This is a genomic window from Mariniflexile sp. AS56 (assembly GCF_030552475.1).
Lineage (GTDB): Bacteria > Bacteroidota > Bacteroidia > Flavobacteriales > Flavobacteriaceae > Mariniflexile.
Map to the genome: position 1 here is coordinate 251,189 of NZ_JAUPED010000007.1, position 19,574 is coordinate 270,762.

9 protein-coding genes are annotated in these 19,574 nt (G+C 33.5%); 5 read left to right on the forward strand and 4 right to left on the reverse strand.

The window, feature by feature from the left end; translation table 11 throughout:
- Window positions 1-2: 2 nt before the first annotated feature.
- Both Q5N74_RS10670 and Q5N74_RS10675 read right to left on the reverse strand, forming a co-directional pair.
- Window positions 3-1,880, reverse strand: coding sequence for a sodium:solute symporter family protein (locus Q5N74_RS10670; RefSeq protein WP_304388786.1), 1,878 nt, complete (start codon window positions 1,878-1,880; stop codon window positions 3-5).
- Window positions 1,880-4,111 carry a GH92 family glycosyl hydrolase gene (locus Q5N74_RS10675; protein ID WP_304388787.1) on the reverse strand — a complete coding sequence of 744 codons (2,232 nt, stop codon included), beginning with the start codon at window positions 4,109-4,111 and terminating at the stop codon, window positions 1,880-1,882. The genes Q5N74_RS10670 and Q5N74_RS10675 overlap by 1 nt, the downstream gene beginning before the upstream one ends.
- Before the next feature lie 127 nt (window positions 4,112-4,238).
- Between Q5N74_RS10675 and Q5N74_RS10680 the strand changes: the two genes are divergently transcribed.
- Window positions 4,239-5,297 (forward strand): sensor histidine kinase, encoded by a 1,059-nt coding sequence (locus Q5N74_RS10680; protein WP_304388788.1) that lies wholly within the window; start codon window positions 4,239-4,241, stop codon window positions 5,295-5,297.
- 59 nt (window positions 5,298-5,356) lie between these two features.
- Complete coding sequence (locus tag Q5N74_RS10685) at window positions 5,357-6,067, forward strand: LytTR family DNA-binding domain-containing protein (RefSeq protein ID WP_304388789.1); 711 nt, start codon at window positions 5,357-5,359, stop codon at window positions 6,065-6,067.
- Between the two features lie 110 nt (window positions 6,068-6,177).
- On the opposite strand, the gene Q5N74_RS10690 is transcribed toward Q5N74_RS10685, so the two are convergent.
- Together Q5N74_RS10690 and Q5N74_RS10695 are read right to left on the reverse strand one after the other, a co-directional pair.
- On the reverse strand, window positions 6,178-7,815 hold the full coding sequence (locus Q5N74_RS10690) for a beta-N-acetylhexosaminidase (protein WP_304388790.1): 1,638 nt from the start codon (window positions 7,813-7,815) through the stop codon (window positions 6,178-6,180).
- 21 nt (window positions 7,816-7,836) lie between these two features.
- Window positions 7,837-10,191, reverse strand: a complete 2,355-nt coding sequence (locus Q5N74_RS10695; protein WP_304388791.1) for a beta-N-acetylhexosaminidase — start codon at window positions 10,189-10,191, stop codon at window positions 7,837-7,839.
- A 556-nt stretch (window positions 10,192-10,747) separates the two neighbouring features.
- Here Q5N74_RS10695 and Q5N74_RS10700 point away from each other — a divergent pair.
- The 3 genes from Q5N74_RS10700 to Q5N74_RS10710 all read left to right on the forward strand — a co-directional run bounded on the left by Q5N74_RS10700 (window position 10,748) and on the right by Q5N74_RS10710 (window position 19,564).
- Window positions 10,748-13,942, forward strand: a complete 3,195-nt coding sequence (locus Q5N74_RS10700; protein ID WP_304388792.1) for a TonB-dependent receptor — start codon at window positions 10,748-10,750, stop codon at window positions 13,940-13,942.
- Between the two features lie 58 nt (window positions 13,943-14,000).
- Window positions 14,001-15,710, forward strand: a complete 1,710-nt coding sequence (locus Q5N74_RS10705; protein WP_304388794.1) for a RagB/SusD family nutrient uptake outer membrane protein — start codon at window positions 14,001-14,003, stop codon at window positions 15,708-15,710.
- A 560-nt stretch (window positions 15,711-16,270) separates the two neighbouring features.
- Window positions 16,271-19,564: a TonB-dependent receptor gene (locus Q5N74_RS10710; RefSeq protein ID WP_304388795.1), complete on the forward strand. Its 3,294-nt coding sequence runs from the start codon at window positions 16,271-16,273 to the stop codon at window positions 19,562-19,564.
- Window positions 19,565-19,574 lie beyond the last annotated feature (10 nt).

Consider the following 19,574-nt stretch of genomic DNA (forward strand, 5'->3'; position numbering starts at 1 on the left):
TCTTAATCTTTATATTTTTTTACTTTATCTAACCAAGTGTATTTTAAAATAATAGTTGTTATTAAAAATACGATCAAGGCTATTATTGTTTTTGGATAATCTCTTATCATGAAATAAATAGGCAATAAAATCATACTCGATTGCCATACCACACCGATAATACAATTTAGCATATCCATGCTGAAATTCGTGTTTTTAGTAACGGTATTGTCCTCAAGTTTAAGTGCTTTGTACACCGGTTTCCAAAACCCCCATGGGCGAACATTAAAATAAAAGGCTTTTAATGTGTCCATATTAGTAGCTGGTGTTAAAAGGGTGCCCAAAAAGGAACCTAACAACGATACTATAAAAATAACTGGAAAAATATAAATAGCAGGTATTTGTGCTAAATCATATAAAAAGGAATCCACTTGAAAATTTGCTTTATTTTGGTCTAGCAAAAATTGCAAGGTTGCAATAATTAACCCAGAAGTCATTCCCCAGAAATAGCCCCAACCATTAAAACGCCACCAGATCCATTTTAAGAAATTGGCTGCGACATAACCTCCGTAAAGGGCACTGGTAATCCAAAGTGTAATGGAGTTGATGGAATCTGCAAAAAAGCCCATAATAACACCCAATATAACCACAGCGAAGGAAGCTACATGGCTTACCTTTATGTAATGTTCGTTTGTTTCTGAAGGCTTAAAATATTTTTTATAAATATCATTAACGATGTAAGCTGGACTCGAATTAACAAAAGCTGAAAAAGTAGACATAAACGCGGCTAAAAGACCTGCTAATAGCAATCCTTTTATCCCTACAGGAATATGATTATTAATTACTTTAGGTAAAATAACTTCTAACTCATTTAAATTTACACCACCTGGTTGTAGCATTGTTGGCGCTAAATGTACCAATGCTAATACTACAACACCACCAATTAGTAAATAGCGAGGAATGAATAAAATTAGGTTAGTAAACCCACTCATATAAGCCGCCTCTTTAACGGTACGTGTAGATAAAATACGTTGCATATCATAACTTGGGGTAGGCCCTGCGATACTTGCGAAAAAACCTTTAAAAAGTGACATACCTATGAAGGCACCAAACATTTTGTAGCCTTGCGTGTCAATTAATTCATTAAAAGCTTCATACTTCCCTGTCCAAGACCCTTCAAGTTCCATATCAAATAAAATACTACTCCATTCTGCCGAAATAACAGAGGCTATTTCAACATCTGTAACTGTAATAAACGCATATACGGCTATTAGAATACCAGCGATAACCATGATACCGTATTGTAATACTTCGGTGGCAACCACAGAAAACATGCCTCCCTTAACGGTGTAAATAGTTGTTAATAGAATTATTAATAGGGCATACGTTTGATCGGAGGTTAAAAGAATGCTGTCATTAATAACGAATGCTAAATCCCAAGGAAGAATAACCGTCATAAATTTACCAACGCCTTCAAAGAAATAAGCAATAAAACCTATAGATGCTACAACAGCAAAAATAGCAACAATTAAATGTGATGCTCTCCCTGCTCTATCATCGCCGAAGCGGGTTAAGATCCATTCTGAGCCTGTCATGATATTGGATCGACGAATCCAAGCAGCCAAAAAAATCATGATAAAAATTTGATTCCAGATAGGCCACATCCACATAAACATAAAGCTTTTGGCGCCATATAAAAATAGGATACCCACCATCCAAGCAGTACCAGACACGTCGAACATGCCAGAGCCATTGCTTAGGCCTAAGTAATACCATTTAATGCTTTTGCCTCCTAGGAAGTAATAATCCAGCCCTTTTGATGCTTTTTTAGACACCCAAATGCCCACACCAAGCGTTAATATGATGTATAATGATATTATTAAAACGTCTATAAAATCCATTAATTTTGAGGTTTTTTAGCAACACCCCAATTTTTATTAGGAATTTTTCCCATAACAAAATGAAGTGTACCACCATTTAATATGGTTTTATGAGAAATTGTTGTTTTATTGAATAAAGTGCCGTTCAGGGTAGCAGATTGTATGTATATGTTTTCAGATGAAACAGCTTCTGCTTTTATAGAAAATGTTTTTCCGTTAGCTAGCGTTATAGTTGATTTTTCAAAAATAGGACTTCCAATTTCATATTCAGTTGAAGCAGGATTCATGGCATACAATCCTATAGAACTTAAAACATACCACGCACTCATTTGTCCGCAATCTTCATTTCCACTTAAACCGTTTGGTGTTGTGTTGTATTGCGTATCCAATATTTTTCGAACCCAATATTGTGTACGCCATGGTTTTTCGGCGTGGTTAAACAAATAAGCGATGTGGTGACTAGGTTCGTTACCATGTGCGTACTGCCCAATTAATCCAGAAATATCTGCTGAAACATTACTACCTGTAATTTCAGAGCTTTCTGTGAAAAGTTGCTCTAGTCTGTCTGTAAAAAGGTCGTTATTACCATGTAATTGTATGAAATTCTCAACATTATGAGGTACAAACCAGCTGTGTTGCCATGCGTTACCTTCTGTATAATCGGTATGCTCTCTATGGTTAGAATATTTTGCATCGAATGGTTCATGCCATGAAGTACCATCGGCAGATTTTCCACGCATAAACCCTGTTTTATTATCAAATAAATGTTGGTAGGCTTTGGAGCGGTTTAGGAATAAATTATAATCAGCATCCTTCCCTAAAGCTTTTGCCATTTGTGCGACACACCAATCATTATATGCGTATTCAAGTGTAATGGTAACCGATTCATCTAACAAATTATAAGGAATGTAACCGTATTGTTTATAATATTTTAGCCCGCGTTCGTCTTGCATCATGGTGGTTTTCATAGCCTCATACGCTTCTTCGGCATTAAAACCTTTAATTCCTTTTAAGTAAGCTTCTACAATTACAGGAATGGAATGATAGCCCGTCATGGTATTGGTTTCATTACCATACAGCGTCCAAACAGGTAATATGTTTTTGGTTTTGTAATATTCAAGCATGGTGTTGGTAATATCTGCCACTTTATCTGGAGCCAATAACGTTAACAAAGGGTGTTCTGCTCTAAAAGTGTCCCAAAGGGACAATGTTGAATATGCGGTATAATTTTTAGCGGTTACAATACTGTCATTTTCTTTTCTGTATTGTCCATTTTTATCGCTAAAAGTAACCGGAGCTAATTGCGCATGGTACATAGCGGTATAAAAAATAGTTTTAAGGGAATCAACGGGTGTTTCTACTTGAATTTTAGATAACGCTTCGTTCCAAGTGTTTTCAGATTGCATTTTTACAGCTTCAAAATCAAAACCACCTTCATCTAAATTGTCTTTTGCATTTTCGATACTTACAGATGATAATGCTACTTTCACCAATAAATTATTTCCTTCTTTTTCATTAAAAAAGAATTGTGCCGATGAATTAACCGCATTTTCATCTTGAACAACACTATTTTCAATTATTGGTTTAGAAAATTTCGCGACAAAAAATACTTTTTGATTTTTTGCCCACCCCGTACTAAACCTATGGCCAGTAATGGTATAATCATCTTCAATATTTATAGCTGTATTGGTAGCTTTATCCCAATTGATACCAAAACCTAAGTTGATAATAACCGATTGCTTATCACCTTCCGAATAAGAATATTTATGAAATGCTGTTCGTAGTGAGGTTGTTAACTCCACATTTATATTATGGTCGTTAAGATATACTTGATAGTAGCCAGGACTTGCTTTTTCGTTGGAATGACTGTAGGATGATTTATAAGTTAACGAATCACGAGCGCTTGAGGTTGTAGGTAAATCTACACTCTTATTTACTGGCATAAATAGGATATCGGCTAAATCGCCAATTCCTGTACCGCTTAAACTTAAATGACTAAACCCAACCACAATAGAATCGGAGTAATGATAACCAGAGCACCAATCCCAGCTACTTATGCCATTAACGGGGCTTACTTGAAGCATTCCAAATGGTACGGTGGCTCCAGGATAGGTGTGTCCATGCCCTCCTGTGCCAATAAAAGGATTTGCATAATTTGTTAAAAAAACTTCTTTGGTGTCTTTTTTACTGATATTTTTGCTGCAGCCAGCTGCAAAAGTTACAAGTAAAAGGAATAGTGCTATATTTTTCATAAGATGGTTTAGCATTTTGAAAGTATAAAAATTCATAAATTTAGTTATTATTAAAAGTAATTTAGACGGATAACACCTTAACGTAGCTAAACACCAAAAAAAAATAACAACAACCAATTTTCATAAAATGAAATTCAACTCAAAACAGGGCTATAGCATATCATTTATTCATCACATTGTGTTTTGGTCTATTTATTTTCTCTTTAATGTGTTTAAATGGGGGAGTTATTTTGACGATTATTTATATTCATTTAAAACCAATTTATTTGGGTTTCCCATTCATATGGCATTATGTTATTTTAATATTTACTTTCTAATGCCAAATTTTGTGTTTAAAAAACGATACTTATCCTATGTCGTTTTAATTTTATCAGCCATATTTTTCATGGTATTAGTAAAATTTAATCTTACTTATTATTTGGTTAGTAATAACGTATGGCCAGAAGGGCCAGTACCTACCACGAATCTTACTCTAAATTACACCATAGATATGATGATTGGTGAACTTTACGTTATCACCTTCGTAACCGCCATAAAAATAACTTTAGATTTCTTAAAAGAACATAAACGAGTTGCCGATTTGGAAAAAGCACAATTGGAAACAGAACTTCTGTTTTTAAAGACTCAAATATCACCGCATTTTTTCTTTAACACGCTTAATAATATTTATTCATTAGCTGTTGAGAATTCGAAAAAAACACCTAAAATTATTCTAAAGTTATCAGAATTAATGAGGTATCTTTTGTATGATACAGCAAACAAAAGACAAACTTTAGAAAATGAAATACTCTGTATACAAAACTATATAGACTTAGAGCGTATTCGGCATAACGATGAGTTAGAAGTAAATATGTATATATCGGGCGATATTCAAGATAAAGAAATAGCACCTATATTGTTATTGTCCTTTATAGAAAATGCGTTTAAACACGGGGCGCATAAAAATATTGGGGAAGTAAAAATTGACATTAACTTAGCAATTAGAAAAGATTTCCTTTACTTTACAATCTCAAACCCTATGCCTCTAAAAACGGAACACGAAGAGCGTTTTAACCAATCAAGTGGTATTGGTTTAGAAAATGTAAAAAAGAGGCTTGCTCTAGGATATAGCAAAAACAACTATAAACTTATCATTAAAAATGATGATAATATGTTTGTTGTAAAACTTAAAATAAAGGTAGCATAAACCTTTAGTTCCTATCTACATAGTAAATAACTTCGAGTCCATAAAAAAGTTGAAAAGCAATGAAAATAAAATGTTTGATTATAGATGATGAGCCTTTAGCAATCAATGTTATTAAAAATTACTTGGACCAAATTGAAGATTTCGAAGTAATTAGCACCTTTAGTAACGCTATAGATAGCTTGAATTTTTTAAAAACAAATACGGTTGATGTTATTTTCTTAGATATTAACATGCCTGTTTTAGATGGTATTAGTTTTATAAAAAGTTTAGAAAACCCACCATTGGTTATTATTACAAGTGCTTATGAAGAATTTGCAATAGAAACTTATGAGCTCGATGTGCTAGATTATTTAGTAAAACCTATTGAGTTTCCTCGATTCATGAAAGCCTTAAACAAGGTAAATAGAAGGCTTGAGAACAATAAAGTTCCTTACGAAAGTACCAACGACCGCCCATATCTTTTTGTGAAAATTGACAAAAAGAAAATGAAAAAGATTTTTTTGGATGAAATTCTAATTATTGAATCCCTAAAAGATTACTTAAAAATAAATACTACTACGGGTAAATTTATAATACATAGTACGCTATCAGACTTTACAAATTTACTACCAGCTAGAGATTTTATAAGAATACACCGATCGTACACTATTGCAATTGATAAGATTGATGCAGTTGAAGGGAATAGTATTGAAATTGAGGGTCTTAGATATGTTATAGGAAGGTCTTATATTGAAGAGGTGAAGCAAAAAATACTAAATTCCTCTATATAAGACACTTTCCTAAAACCTGCTATTAATCAATCAGGGTTGAACTGATTAAAATCTTCTAACTTTTTATAGCGAAAAGTAGGGGAGGCCTACTTTTACTAGGGTTTATATATTTATTCTTCTATTGTGATATCTAGACTATGCTTTGCATAATTTAAATTATGGGCATCATATAAGGCCGTTATATGTTGTAATCTTGTTTTAAAGTCATTCCAGTCTCTATCTTCTTTTTTAGACCAGACTACCTCAGATAAGGCTGTTAGCCTTGGTAAAATCATATATTCAACATGTTCAGGTGTTGTTATGTATTCGGTCCAAACATTTGCTTGAGCACCTAAAATATATTTAGCTTCATCTACGGTTAATTCTTTAGGAGTGGGTTCATAACTATATACATCTTCTACAGTTGTTTTTCCTCCAATGGCAAGCGGCTCATTTTCTCTGTTTTTTGTTTGATAAAAATCGAAATAACAAAATTGAGTAGGGGTCATCACAACATTATGGTTTAATTTTGCTGCTTCAATACCACCTTTTTCTCCTCGCCAAGACATCACTGTAGCGTTAGGGGCTAAGCCACCTTCTAAAATTTCATCCCAGCCTATAATTTGTCTTCCTTTAGAGTTTAAAAATGTCTCAATACGTTTTATAAAATAACTCTGTAATTCATGTTCATCTTTTAAGCCTTCTCTTTTAATAACTTCTTGTGCGAACTTGCTATTTTCCCATTGCACTTTTGGAGCTTCATCACCTCCTATGTGAATTAATTTACTAGGGAATAACGCTACAACTTCAGTTAAAACATCTTCTAAAAATTTAAAAGTTTGTTCACTTGGTGCGTATATTTCTGGAAAAACACCCCATCTGGTACCAACTTCATATTGTTCGCCTGTATTACCTAATTCAGGGTATGCGGTAATAGCAGCTAGTGAATGGCCTGGTAATTCAATTTCAGGAATTACTGTTATATGTCTTTCTGTGGCATAGGCTACAATTTCTTTAATTTCTTCTTGGGTATAAAAACCGCCATATGGTTTCCCGTCGTATTGGGCTTCGTTTTTATTCCAAGTGTTTCCGTGGCCTACAATGGTTTCTTTTCTAAAAGCACCAATAGATGTAAGTTTTGGATATTTTTTAATTTCGATTCTCCAACCTTGATCTTCCGTTAAATGCCAATGAAATGTGTTCATTTTATGCATAGCCAATATGTCTATATATTTTTTAACAAATTCAGTTGAAAAAAAATGGCGAGCAACATCTAAATGCATTCCACGGTATACATATCTTGGACTGTCTTTTATTTGAGTTGCAGGGATGGTTAATTCTGATGACGTTTTTCCAATTGGAATTAGCTGGCTTAGTGTTTGTATGCCATAAAATATTCCTGTGGCTGTTTTGCCTGAAATGATTATTTCATTGTAATTAACAACTAAGTTATAACCTTCTTGATTAGTAATACTCGGGTCTATTTGTAGTGAAATGTTCCCTTTTTTAGAACCATCATTTTGAAAAACTATGTTTTTTTTGGTGATATTACTAAGTAAATTTGATAGGTATTCGGCTTCGTTTTCTAATTCTGAAACAGCAATCACCTTTGTGTTACCATCTAGTAAAAACTTACCAGTTTTCATCTGTAAACTTGTAGGTTTAGGGATAATTTGGTAATCTTTCTCCGAATTAATTACTGTTGCATACTTACTTGAACATGAGCTAAGTAGTATGAAAATTGAAAGAGTTAATAATATCTGTTTCATTCTGTTTTAGTTTTTTTTATATTAAAATATGACTATTTCATCTATCAAAATTCGGGAAGGTTTTCCTGCTTCGTGATGGTTGTCCGGGATTGGATTAAGATGTTTTGCTTTTATTTTTAGCGCCTTTACTGTTGTTTTATCAAAGTTGATAGTTGTTTTTACTTTGTTTCTTCCTTGGGTATGGCTTGCTTCTTTTAATTCAACTTCGGTTAATTTCGTAAAAGATACGCCGTCTTGAGATCCAAAAATCTCATAATTTTCAGGAACATAAATGCCTCCTATGGTAAACCTAAGGCTTGTAATATCGATAGTTTGTATTTCTTTAGGCTCAGGAAACAGGATATCCACATCTAGATCGTCATTAAATGTATTCCAGTTTTTATCACCTCTATTTAATTTACCATAATTTAAATCGACCAAACCAGATAATGAGGTGTTGTTTTCAATGTTTGGAGAATGATAGACAATTTCTGCTCCAATACCTTTGTGTACAGGGAAATACCTTTCTGATATGTTGCCTATTTGTTCTTTTTTTATAAAAGAAGTCGCTTTTAAGGTTGAAGTCTTATCTATTTTAAAGGGTTTCGTGTATTTTATAGACTGGATATTCGGGGAGGTGCTATCTAAAGTGTAATAAATATCTAAACCATCTACTTCTGTTTTAAGAGATATTTCTATAGTGCCCTCTGGCTGTCCTTTATGATCGATTCTAACATTATAGGCGCTTGTAGCATAACGTTCTCCTTTGGCATCTAGGCGTTTAAACTGACTTAGCAGGCGTGTTGTAAAGCTATTCCAATCTTTCGATTTTTGATTTGTCCATCCGTTTTCTGCAACGGCATATAATCTTGGAAAGGTCATATAAGTTAATTGGCCCCAATTTGTTATAGATTCTGTCCATAAATTACCTTGTAACCCTAGAACATGTTTGCCTTGTTCGGTTGTTAAACTATCAGATATTATTTTATAGTTATAGGTGTCTTTAAGAAAGGTATAGGCGTATCCTAGATTTGGTTCTATATCATCATCACCTTGTTTTAAATCTAAATAACAGTACATAGAAGGTGTCATAATAACATCATGACCTTGTCTGGCAGCAGCAATGCCTCCTTTTTCACCTCTCCATGACATTACTGTCGCATTTGGTGCTAAACCGCCTTCAAGAATTTCATCCCAACCAATCATGTTTTTATGGCGAGCATTTACAATTTTCTCAACTCTCTTAACAAAATAGCTTTGTAATTCATGCGTGTCTGCAAGGTTTTCTTCCTTCATGCGTTGTTGGCAATGAGGGTCTACTTCCCAAGCTTCTTTATTACACTCATCACCACCAATATGCATGTATTCATAAGGAAATAAGTCCATGACCTCTCCTAATACGCCTTCTACAAATTCGAAAGTCACTTCTTTCCCTGGACAATAAGTGTTGTTCCTTTTTACACCACCTGTACCTACATAAAAGGGGCCTTTAGAACATGATATTTCAGGATATGCTGCTATGGCTGCCAATGAATGCCCTGGCATATCAATTTCGGGTATAATTTCTATATAGCGTTCTTTAGCATAAGCAACTATTTCTTTAATGTCTTCTTGCGTGTAAAACCCGCCATAAGTAGGTTTGTCGCCTTCGTTTTGCCTTGGCCTTCCCCACCAATTCGAGGTGTTTTCGTCTTTAGCATTTTGGTTAATACGCCATGCACCAACTTCAGTTAGTTTTGGATATTTTTTTATTTCTATACGCCAACCATTATCGTCTGATAGATGCCAGTGAAAACGGTTTAGCTTCATTTCTGCCATAAAATCTATAACCTCTTTCACTTCTTCTTTATTAAAAAAGTGCCTGGAAACATCCAACATATAACCGCGCCATCCAAAAGCGGGTTTATCTTTAATAGTTACAATAGGAATACCCCAATTGGTTTTTGGTTGTTTTTTCTGTGAATAAAAAGTTGGAGGTAATAATTGCCCTAGACTTTGCATGGCATAGAAAAAGCCAGCACCAGAAGCTGATTTTATATGTATGCTTTCTTTCGTTACTGTTAGCTCGTAGGCTTCGTCTTCTAAGGAATCATCAGTAAGGAATATAATAGTTGCATTCGCTTTTTTTATACCTATTTTAGGAATCCAACCCGATGTGTTATTAAATTTTTCAAAAAATCGAGTTGCTATTTTGAGTTGTTCTTCATTCGATACCGAAACTGTAGTGCGGGAATTAATTAGAAAATGACTTGGGGCCGTTGTTAACTCTAATGGTAAAGGAATAATGTTAACTTGACCTACTTTTAAGTTTCTTTGAGCGCATGAAGCTAGAATTAATGATAAACAAAGTAAAAGGGATACATGTTTCTTTTTTATACATCTGAAGTGAATTATCATTTTTTAGTGAAATTTAAGTATAGTTAAGTGAACTTATATCTGTTATAAAAATATATTTATCTTTTTCCTACATATTAAAATTTCGACCAACAACCTCTGGTTATAGATAAAAGAAATATTTCTGTTAAATCGAGAATGTTTTGAAAGCTGTAATTTACAGATGAACCCTGTGAAATTTAAACGGATTAATTTGGTAAAAAATTATTTTTAAATACTTTGGCCATACGACTTTAATATTATTAATATTCTGTTTTTTTGTCGAAGAGCAGAAGTTGTTCGTCGAAATTATAATTTTTTTAGAATGAAAAATATTTACGTTTATTTCATAATTTTTTATTAGTATTATAATTATCTATTTTTTAGAAAAATAGGAGTCAATTCCTGCTAAATAATATGTAAAATAAATCTGTAATAATTAGTTAGGTTAAATTTTAATAAAGTAATAATAGCATATGACATAAAAAACTATCAAGTACTGATTAAAAATCGGTAAATACAATAAAAGTTTTATAACTTTTATTAATTATTAATACGAACTAATTAACTCTCAATTTTTATGAAAATTAAATCACACAGTACTTTTTTCTGCTCCAGAAAAAAACTACTATTAACCATTTTAAATTCTTTTATTTTACTGTGCTTCACAAGTGTTTCTGGTTTACCTACAAACACTAAAGATTCTGAAAATAAAATAAATGAAATCACACAGCAACTCCAATTAACAGGTGTTGTAACAGATAGTAACGGCCAGCCACTTCCGGGAGCTAATATCCTTGAAAAAGGAACTTCCAATGGAGTTCAAGCAGATTTTGATGGTAACTTTTCAATTAAAGTGTCTAGTCAAAAATCAATACTAGTAGTTTCTTATATGGGTTTTACTAGCAAAGAAATTTCTATAAATAATCAAAAAAGTCTAACTATCACTTTAGAAGAAAGTATATCCACTCTTGATGAAGTGGTTGTAGTTGGATTTGGTACCCAAAAAGCAAGTACAGTAGTAAGTGCTGTGTCTCAGGTTACTGGTGAACAGTTAAATGTAGAAAAAAGACCAGTAACAAATGGTTATTCTGCTTTAATAGGTGCTGTTCCAGGTCTTGTATTAAGCAATAATAATGGTTCTCCGGGAGCATTACCTAGCATCTCTGTTAGAGGAACTAGTTCTCTTAACGATAATGGTATGTTGGTTATTATAGACAACTTCGAAGGCTCGTTAGCAGATATTGATCCACAAACTATAGAAAGCGTATCCGTTTTAAAAGACGCCTCTGCAGTAGCTATTTATGGTGCTCGAGGTGCAAATGGGGTGTTGTTAGTAACCACAAAGAGAACTGGTAAAGACAAAAAGTCTTCTATAAGTTATAATTTTAATTCATCAATACAAACTAAACCCGAGTTACCTACCACTTTAAATTCCTTAGAATATATGGAATTTCAAAACAAAATAGTTCCTGGAACTTGGGATCAATCGGCTTTAGACTTAGCAAATAGTGGGTTTTATCCAGATACAAATTGGGCAGACGAACTTTACGAAAATTTTGCTTTGCAACAATCACATAATTTAACATTTACTGGAGGTTCTGAAAACACAGGCTATTTAATGTCTGCAAGTTATTTAACTCAAGATGGTTTAGCTATTGGAGATGATAAATATGAAAGATTGAATTTACGTTTAAAAATAGATACAGATATTACTAAATGGTTATCTACAGGAGTTAATGCATTAATTAGTAATACAGCAGATACGAATGTTAATTCAATTGGAAGTGTTGCAGTTAGAGGTTTACCGTTTTTTCCTGTTAAAACAGTAGATGGATTATGGGTAGATAATGGCACAAGTAACTCAGAAACCAACCATGTAGCAAATGCGGCTTCTGGAAGTTTTAACAAATCTGATACCGATAGAATTAATTTACAATTATATGCTAAACTTAATCCTGTTAAAGGATTAAGCCTAGAAGAAAGGGTTTCTATAATTAAAACAAACTCAAACGCCAGAAACTGGTACAATACGTACGATAGAGTTGCATTAGACCCTTTAGATCCTGACTCGTATACTAATCCTGATTCTGTTAATAGAACTTATTTTGATGGAAGTACAGAAGCTAGATCGTTAACTTTAACATCGTTTACATCTAAAACCATACGTTCACTAACTTCTTTAACATACGAACTTGGAAAAGGTAAGCATAATGCAAAAGCTTTTTTAGCTATGCAAACCGAAACAGGTGAAAATCAAACCTTGCAAACAGGAAGAGAAAGTTTTCTTTTCGATAATATTATAGCTTTAGGTCAAGGGCAAATTATAAATACGTCTATTGGTGGTCTTGGGAATTCTGAGACTAGAGCAGGTAATGCTTCCACACTATCTTATTTTGGAAGGTTTAATTATAGTTTTGATAATAAATATTTAATTGAAGCCTCTTTTAGAAGAGATGGATCTTCTTATTTTACAAAAAATAATCAATTTGCATTTTTTCCATCTGTAGCTGTTGGTTGGGTTGCTTCAAAAGAAAAGTTTTTAAGCAACGTAGATTTTATCCAACAATTAAAATTTAGAGCGTCTTATGGTACAGCAGGTTCTGATGGAGGTCTTGGTTCTGTAACACAACAACTTGTTAGTTTCGATGCCACAGGTTATCCTATAGGAGGTGAAACTGCTCCAAGAATTTTTGTTTCAAATTTTGTTAATCCTAATTTAGTTTGGGAAACATCAACAATCTTTAATATTGGTGTAGACGCTTCTTTATTTAAAGGTAAACTACAGTTTGAAGCAGACTACTTTAATAATAAACGTTCAGATATTCTAGCTTTAATTCAGGGCACTGCATATGAGTATGGCTTTGGTGACGCACAAGGAAACCCTTACGATGTTGAAAGCTGGGGCTGGGAACTAAATGCAACACACAAAAACAAAATAGGAAACTTATCTTATAAGGTTTCAGGTAATATATCTAATTACGATAACAAAATAACCCGTATCACAGAAGATGCTTTAAACCCAAACTTTCAAGTTGGACAAAGTGTTAATGACCGATATGGACTTGTAACAGATGGTTTCTTTGACAGTCAAGATGAACTAGATTCTTATGTTGCCACTGATGGTGTTACAGCCATTAACCAAAGTGGTGTTGGAGGTTCTTACATTGGAGGTTATAAATATGTAGACCAATTAACTATTGATACAGACGGAGATGGCATCATGGATGCTGCCGATGGCATAATCAACGGTGACGACCGCATTATTATTGATAAAAACAGTGATACAAACTTAAATTTTGGTTTTAATATAGGTGTTTCCTACAAAAACCTTTCATTATCTGCTCGTTTTTATGGCACATTCGATAATAACCAATATTGGAATGATAATTCTGTTACTCAACCATTCTTAGGTAATTCTGTTCCTTATTCATATCAACTAGATTATTGGTCGCCTACAAACACAAACGCTATTTTTCCCGTTCCTTTAGATTTAAGTAACCAAACGTATTCAACGAGTATAGATCGTATGATTATTGATGCTGAATATATCAAACTTCAAAACGTTACACTAAATTATGATTTTGATCAGAAAATTCTAAGTAAGCTTTCATTTATCAAAAGCATGAATATTTATTTGTCTATGGAAAATTTAGGGGTTGTATGGACAAACAGTCCAGTTTTTGATGAAGGTTGGGATCCAGAGCTTGGGGTAAGTAATGTTGATTATCCACTACCGTTTACTACTGCTATTGGTTTAAATGTTAAATTTTAAGATTATGAGCACTATTAAAAAACAACGGAAATCTTTTTATTTTATTAAAACATTAAATATGAAATACATAAAAACATATAAACGAACTCTCCTGTTGGCATTACTAGTAACTTTTGTTTCTTGTAATGACTTTTTGGAGGTTGAAGATCTTGATCAATTAGACCTGTCTACAGTTTACCAAACAGAAGAGGACTTAAAATTAGCGTTAAATAATTTATATTTTACGTTACCAATCCTAGATCTAGAAGATAACTTGAATAATGAGGAGCCGGATCAAGCTTATCTTGTGCCATATTTTTGGACAGACGATGCAGTACACAGAAACATTAACGGTGCAGGTACAAATGCTTCAGAATTTATTTGGGCAGCAAGTACAAGAGCTTTAAGGTCTTTTTATCGTTATCCAGACATTGCATCTATAAATTTCTTTCTAGAGGCGCTTCCTGGAGCAGAGTTTGAAACAGAATCAAATAGAACCAGATTTGCAGCAGAAGCCAGATTTTTTAGAGCTTGGATATATGAATCTATGCTATTTGCTTATGGTGATGTTCCTTTATTAACTAATACAATTACGCCAACAGACGCACCTTCTAGAACACCAAGACAAGAGGTTTTTAATTTTGTTATAAGTGAATTAGATGCTATTGATAAAGAATTACCAGAGTCTTATGATAGTGAAAACATGGGGCGTATTACCAAGGGAGCTGTACTAGCTTTAAAAGCAAGAGCTTATTTAAATGCTATTGGTTGGAGCAGTGATAAAAACGCTATGTATGGGGGTGCTGAAGCTGCTTGTGAAGAAATTATTAATAGCGGTGTGTATAGTTTAGTAAATGGAATTGCTGGGTTTGAAGCACAATTTACAAGTGCAAGTGATTTAGTTTCTCCAGAAACAATTCTAGCTAATATCTATACACCATTAATAAAAACACATAGGTATGCTCGACAAATTGGACTTCAAGGAACTTGGCGTGGTTCTGCTGGTACGCTAACAAACCAAAGAAGACCAGGATATACATCAGATTTTATAGAAGAGGTACAAACCATAAATGGCTTATTTCCTAAAGACGATCCGACTTATAACCCAGCCGACCCTTGGAGCAATAGAGATCCTAGACTTAGAGTTTCCGTAGTTTTACCGGGTGATCAATTACCAGGAACTTCTTCAGGTAGTGTTTTCACGTTTCAGCCTCATCCAAACATTGCTCCAACAACCGACGATATTGGAGGTGTAAATAATCCAACAGGATATGGTTTTAAAAAATACCTAGACTATACTTTAAGCATATTGAATGAGGGAGATGTTGATCTTAAGTTAATTAGATATTCTGAGGTTCTATTAATGTATGCTGAAGCATTAGCTGGACAGGGAAGGGACTCTGAAGCTCTACCGTATCTAGATGCAGTTCGTGAACGTGTTGGTATGCCGGAATACGGAACCATTGGTCTTCCAACAGTAACTAGAGGTACTACTGGTAACCAATTGATTGACGCGATACTTTTAGAAAGACGTTATGAGTTTGCAGGTGAAGGACCACAAAGATGGTTTGATATATGGAGGTATAAATTAGGAGATCAAGTTATTAAACCTGTTTATGGTATACCTGAAAGTATTCCTCTTCCTGGAGATCTAGTTGGACCAAAATATAACGCAGCGCGTAGTACACTTTTTGAAAGAGAATGGAATGAAAGAAATTACTTACTTCCTATATGGCAAAATTATTTGGATGCAAATCCGAATCTAAGCCCAAATAACCCAGACTGGTAGACCCTTAGATTAATTTATTCAATAAAGCCCTTATAATTTATAATTATAAGGGCTTTATGTTTTACTATAAAACTTAAAAAAACATCCTTAAATTCAAACAGATTACCTATTTAGGTTATGGTAACTTATATGTTTTGAATGAGTTGTGTGAAATTTAAACTTTCAATAAAACAAAACTTCAGTTTTATTTTTAAGCGTTTATGTTTCGAATAGGTTAGAGGGGGTAATAAAACAATTTATTATCATTACAAAAACTTTAACATGTTTTTAAATTTGTATTCCATTTTTTGTCGAAGAGCAGAAGTTGTTCGTCGAAATAATTGATTTATTAGATGAGAAAATAATTAAGTTTATTTCATAATTTATTTAGAGTAAGATAAAAGCAGATTTTAAATTCAAATAGATCAGAATCGTTTTTTACTAATTTGGTTACAAATCATATTATAATATTAATAGTGTAAAAAAAAATATATGGCATAAAACAACTCTCAAATACTGATGAAATATTGGTGAAAAAAATTAAAAACTTTAGTAATACTAACTAATTAACCCGCATTTTTATGAAAATTAAATTACAACGTACTTTTTTCTTCTTTAGAAAAAAACTACTACTAACTATTTTAAATTCTTTTATTTTGTTGTGCTTTACAAGTGTTTTCGGTGCTCCCGTAACAACTACGGCACCTGAAAAAATAATTGAAAGCACACAGCAACTTCAAATATCTGGTGTTGTAACAGATGGTAACGGACAGCCACTGTCTGGTGCAAATATCCTTGAAAAAGGGACGTCTAATGGAGTTCAAGCAGATTTTGATGGTAACTTTTCAATTAAAGTATCGAATCAAAAATCTATACTAGTAGTTTCCTACCTTGGTTTTATTACAAAGGAAGTTGCTGTGAATAATCAAACAAATATGACTATTGTATTGGGTGAAGACGTATCTGCACTTGATGAAGTCGTTGTAGTTGGTTATGGTACCCGAACTAAAACTACTGTAACATCGGCTGTTTCGCAAATTGATTCTGAAACTTTTGAAAACAGAGCAATTGCAAGTGTTTCTAATGGTTTACAAGGAGCTGTACCGGGGCTTCAAATAACAAACTCGTCAAGTGGAGGTGAGCCAGGAGCAACCCAAAACATAAATATTAGAGGTTTAATGACTGGTACTGTTAATAACAATGGAACTACTGGTATTGCGAATGCTGGGCCTTTAGTACTTGTAGACGGAGCAGTGATGGATATGAATGACATTAATCCAGAAGATATTGAAACGGTTTCTGTTTTAAAAGATGCCGCTGCAGCTTCTATTTATGGTTCTAGAGCTGCTGCTGGTGCTATTTTAATAACCACCAAAAGTGGTAAAAACATGAATGGAGGAATGAAAGTTAGCTATTCTAATAACTTTTCTTTTTCTACTTTTACTCAATGGCCTGATCAAACAGATGCGTTAACTTATACAACTGTAATGAATGAGGCTGGTTTAAATAACACAGGACGTAATAATGTCTTTTTTAGTGAAGACGCTATAGATCGAATTAAGCAAAATATAGCGAACCCAGGTAGTGCACCAACACTAGTTACTAAAAATAATGGTTTAGATTGGGATGTAAGTAGTGGAGGTCTTTATGGTAGTGGAAATACAGATTGGAAAGATTTCCTTTTTAGTGATTTTGCTGTAAAAACGAAACACAATCTAAGTTTTAGAGGTGGTGATGAAAAATTGAATTACTACATATCTGCAGGTGCTTATTCAGAAGAAGGTTTATTTAAAGTTGCAGAAAATAATTTTAATAGATATAACATCGATGCAAAAATAGCTGCGAAACCAACGAAATGGTTATCCTTTCAATTGTTAACTAAATTACAAAGAAGTGATGCGGAATTCCCTTGGGATCCTAACTTTGGTAGAGGTCGAGTATTTGATCAATTATCAAAACTAAAACCAACTATGCCTACTGTAGATCCCACCTATGGAGAACCGCTAGCAGGCGCTTATTATCCTTCTTGGCAACACTCAAGTGAAGTTAATGGAAAAAATCAGCTGGTGGTATTACCAAGAATTGTTATAGAGCCAATTAAAGATTGGAGAATTAATTTAGAATATAATTACAGGACAAACAATAATAAAACGGTTTTCTCTACTTCAGAATACGAAACTATACGTCCTAATGGAGATACACAAGTTATAATTTCAAGAGATCAAACTCGTGTTTCACCTCAATTGGCAACCAATGATTATTGGTCTCCAAATTTATATACTAGTTACAATAAAACAATTGGTGGACATAATTTTGATGCTACCGTTGGGTATCAAAGTGAACGTTATAATGTGTACAATTTAAGTGCAAATGCATATGGCTTACTATCAGATAATATTACTGCAATATCAGCAGCTGTAGGAGATCAAACGGTTTCCGATAATATAACGCATTGGTCAACAGAGAGTATGTTTGGCCGTTTTGGATATAATTATAAAGGGAAATATTTAGCTAGAGTTACTTACCGTAGAGATGGGTCTTCTAAGTTTGAACCTGGAAATAGATGGGAAGGTTTTCCTTCTTTCGAGTTGGGCTATAATATAGCAAAAGAAGATTTTTGGCCAATTGAAGAGATTAGTATGTTTAAGCTTCGTGCTAGTAGTGGTTCTCTTGGAAATCTAAATGCACCTAACTATTCATACTTTGCAACAATTCCAGTCGCTAATGGATTTTATCTATTTAATGGAGAAAGAGAATATACTGCTAACGTACCAGATTTAAATAGTATAAACCTGAGTTGGGAAACTGTTAAAACAAAAGATATTGGTATCGATATTTTAGCATTGAATAATAAATTAGGTTTTTCTTTTGATTGGTATCGTTCTGATATCGAAAATATGGCAACAACAGGAGCATCTTTACCTGCAACGCTTGGAACAAATTCTCCTTTAATAAACGGAGGTGTTTCACGAACTCAAGGGTGGGAAGCTGAAGTGAACTGGCAACAAGCATTAGGTGATTTTAAGTATAATATTAGAGCAACACTATCCGATTACAAACAAACAATCGTAGAGTTTCCTAATAAAACAAATTTATTATCTGACTTATACACAGGAAGAGACCTTGGAGACGTATGGGGGTTAACCTGGGAAGGTTGGTTTGCTAGTAATCAAGAAGCTTTAGACCGTGAGTCTGTTGTAAATCAAAGATGGGTGCATAATAGTCAATTTGGCGAAGGAGATACTAAGTATGTTGATGTAAATGGTGATGGTGTTATTAACAATGGAACTAATACAGTGGATGATCATGGAGATTTAACTGTAATAGCTAATACAACTCCTAGATATCAATATGGGCTTACACTTGGTGCTAGTTATAAAAATTTCGATTTTAATATGTTTGTACAAGGAGTGGGTAAAAGAGATGTAGCACCACTAACGGGCTCTTTACAGAAACAATTTTTAGGTCCAAATCAAGGCCCATTTCACTCCAACGTATATGCAGAGCATTTAGATTATTACAGACCTGCTGATACCGAAAGCACATTAGGGGCAAATACAGAATCTTATTTTGCAAGACCTTATGCGCAAAACGGAGGTAAAAATAATAGAAACTACAGATATCAAGTAGATCGTTATATTCAAAATGGCGCATATGCTAGATTAAAAACAATACAACTTGGATATACAATTCCTAAAGTAGTAACCGATAAATATAAAATTGATAGATTTAGAATATTTGTTACAGGTGAAAACTTGTTAACAGTTTCCAATCTGTTATTTTATGATCCAGAATCGGTTGCTGGTGAGTTTAGTGGAGGTTCATCTTATCCTTTATCAAAAACTTTTTCAGTAGGGGTTAATCTTTCATTTTAAAACTTAATTT

Excerpts from the sequence above, each read along its gene's own strand:
- Q5N74_RS10695 (WP_304388791.1), bottom strand. The coding sequence starts at position 10,191 with ATGATAATTCACTTCAGATGTATAAAAAAGAAACATGTATCCCTTTTA.
- Q5N74_RS10680 (WP_304388788.1), top strand. The coding sequence starts at position 4,239 with ATGAAATTCAACTCAAAACAGGGCTATAGCATATCATTTATTCATCAC.
- Q5N74_RS10705 (WP_304388794.1), top strand. The coding sequence starts at position 14,001 with ATGAAATACATAAAAACATATAAACGAACTCTCCTGTTGGCATTACTA.
- Q5N74_RS10700 (WP_304388792.1), top strand. The coding sequence starts at position 10,748 with ATGAAAATTAAATCACACAGTACTTTTTTCTGCTCCAGAAAAAAACTA.
- Q5N74_RS10690 (WP_304388790.1), bottom strand. The coding sequence starts at position 7,815 with ATGAAACAGATATTATTAACTCTTTCAATTTTCATACTACTTAGCTCA.
- Q5N74_RS10670 (WP_304388786.1), bottom strand. The coding sequence starts at position 1,880 with ATGGATTTTATAGACGTTTTAATAATATCATTATACATCATATTAACG.
- Q5N74_RS10710 (WP_304388795.1), top strand. The coding sequence starts at position 16,271 with ATGAAAATTAAATTACAACGTACTTTTTTCTTCTTTAGAAAAAAACTA.
- Q5N74_RS10675 (WP_304388787.1), bottom strand. The coding sequence starts at position 4,111 with ATGAAAAATATAGCACTATTCCTTTTACTTGTAACTTTTGCAGCTGGC.
- Q5N74_RS10685 (WP_304388789.1), top strand. The coding sequence starts at position 5,357 with ATGAAAATAAAATGTTTGATTATAGATGATGAGCCTTTAGCAATCAAT.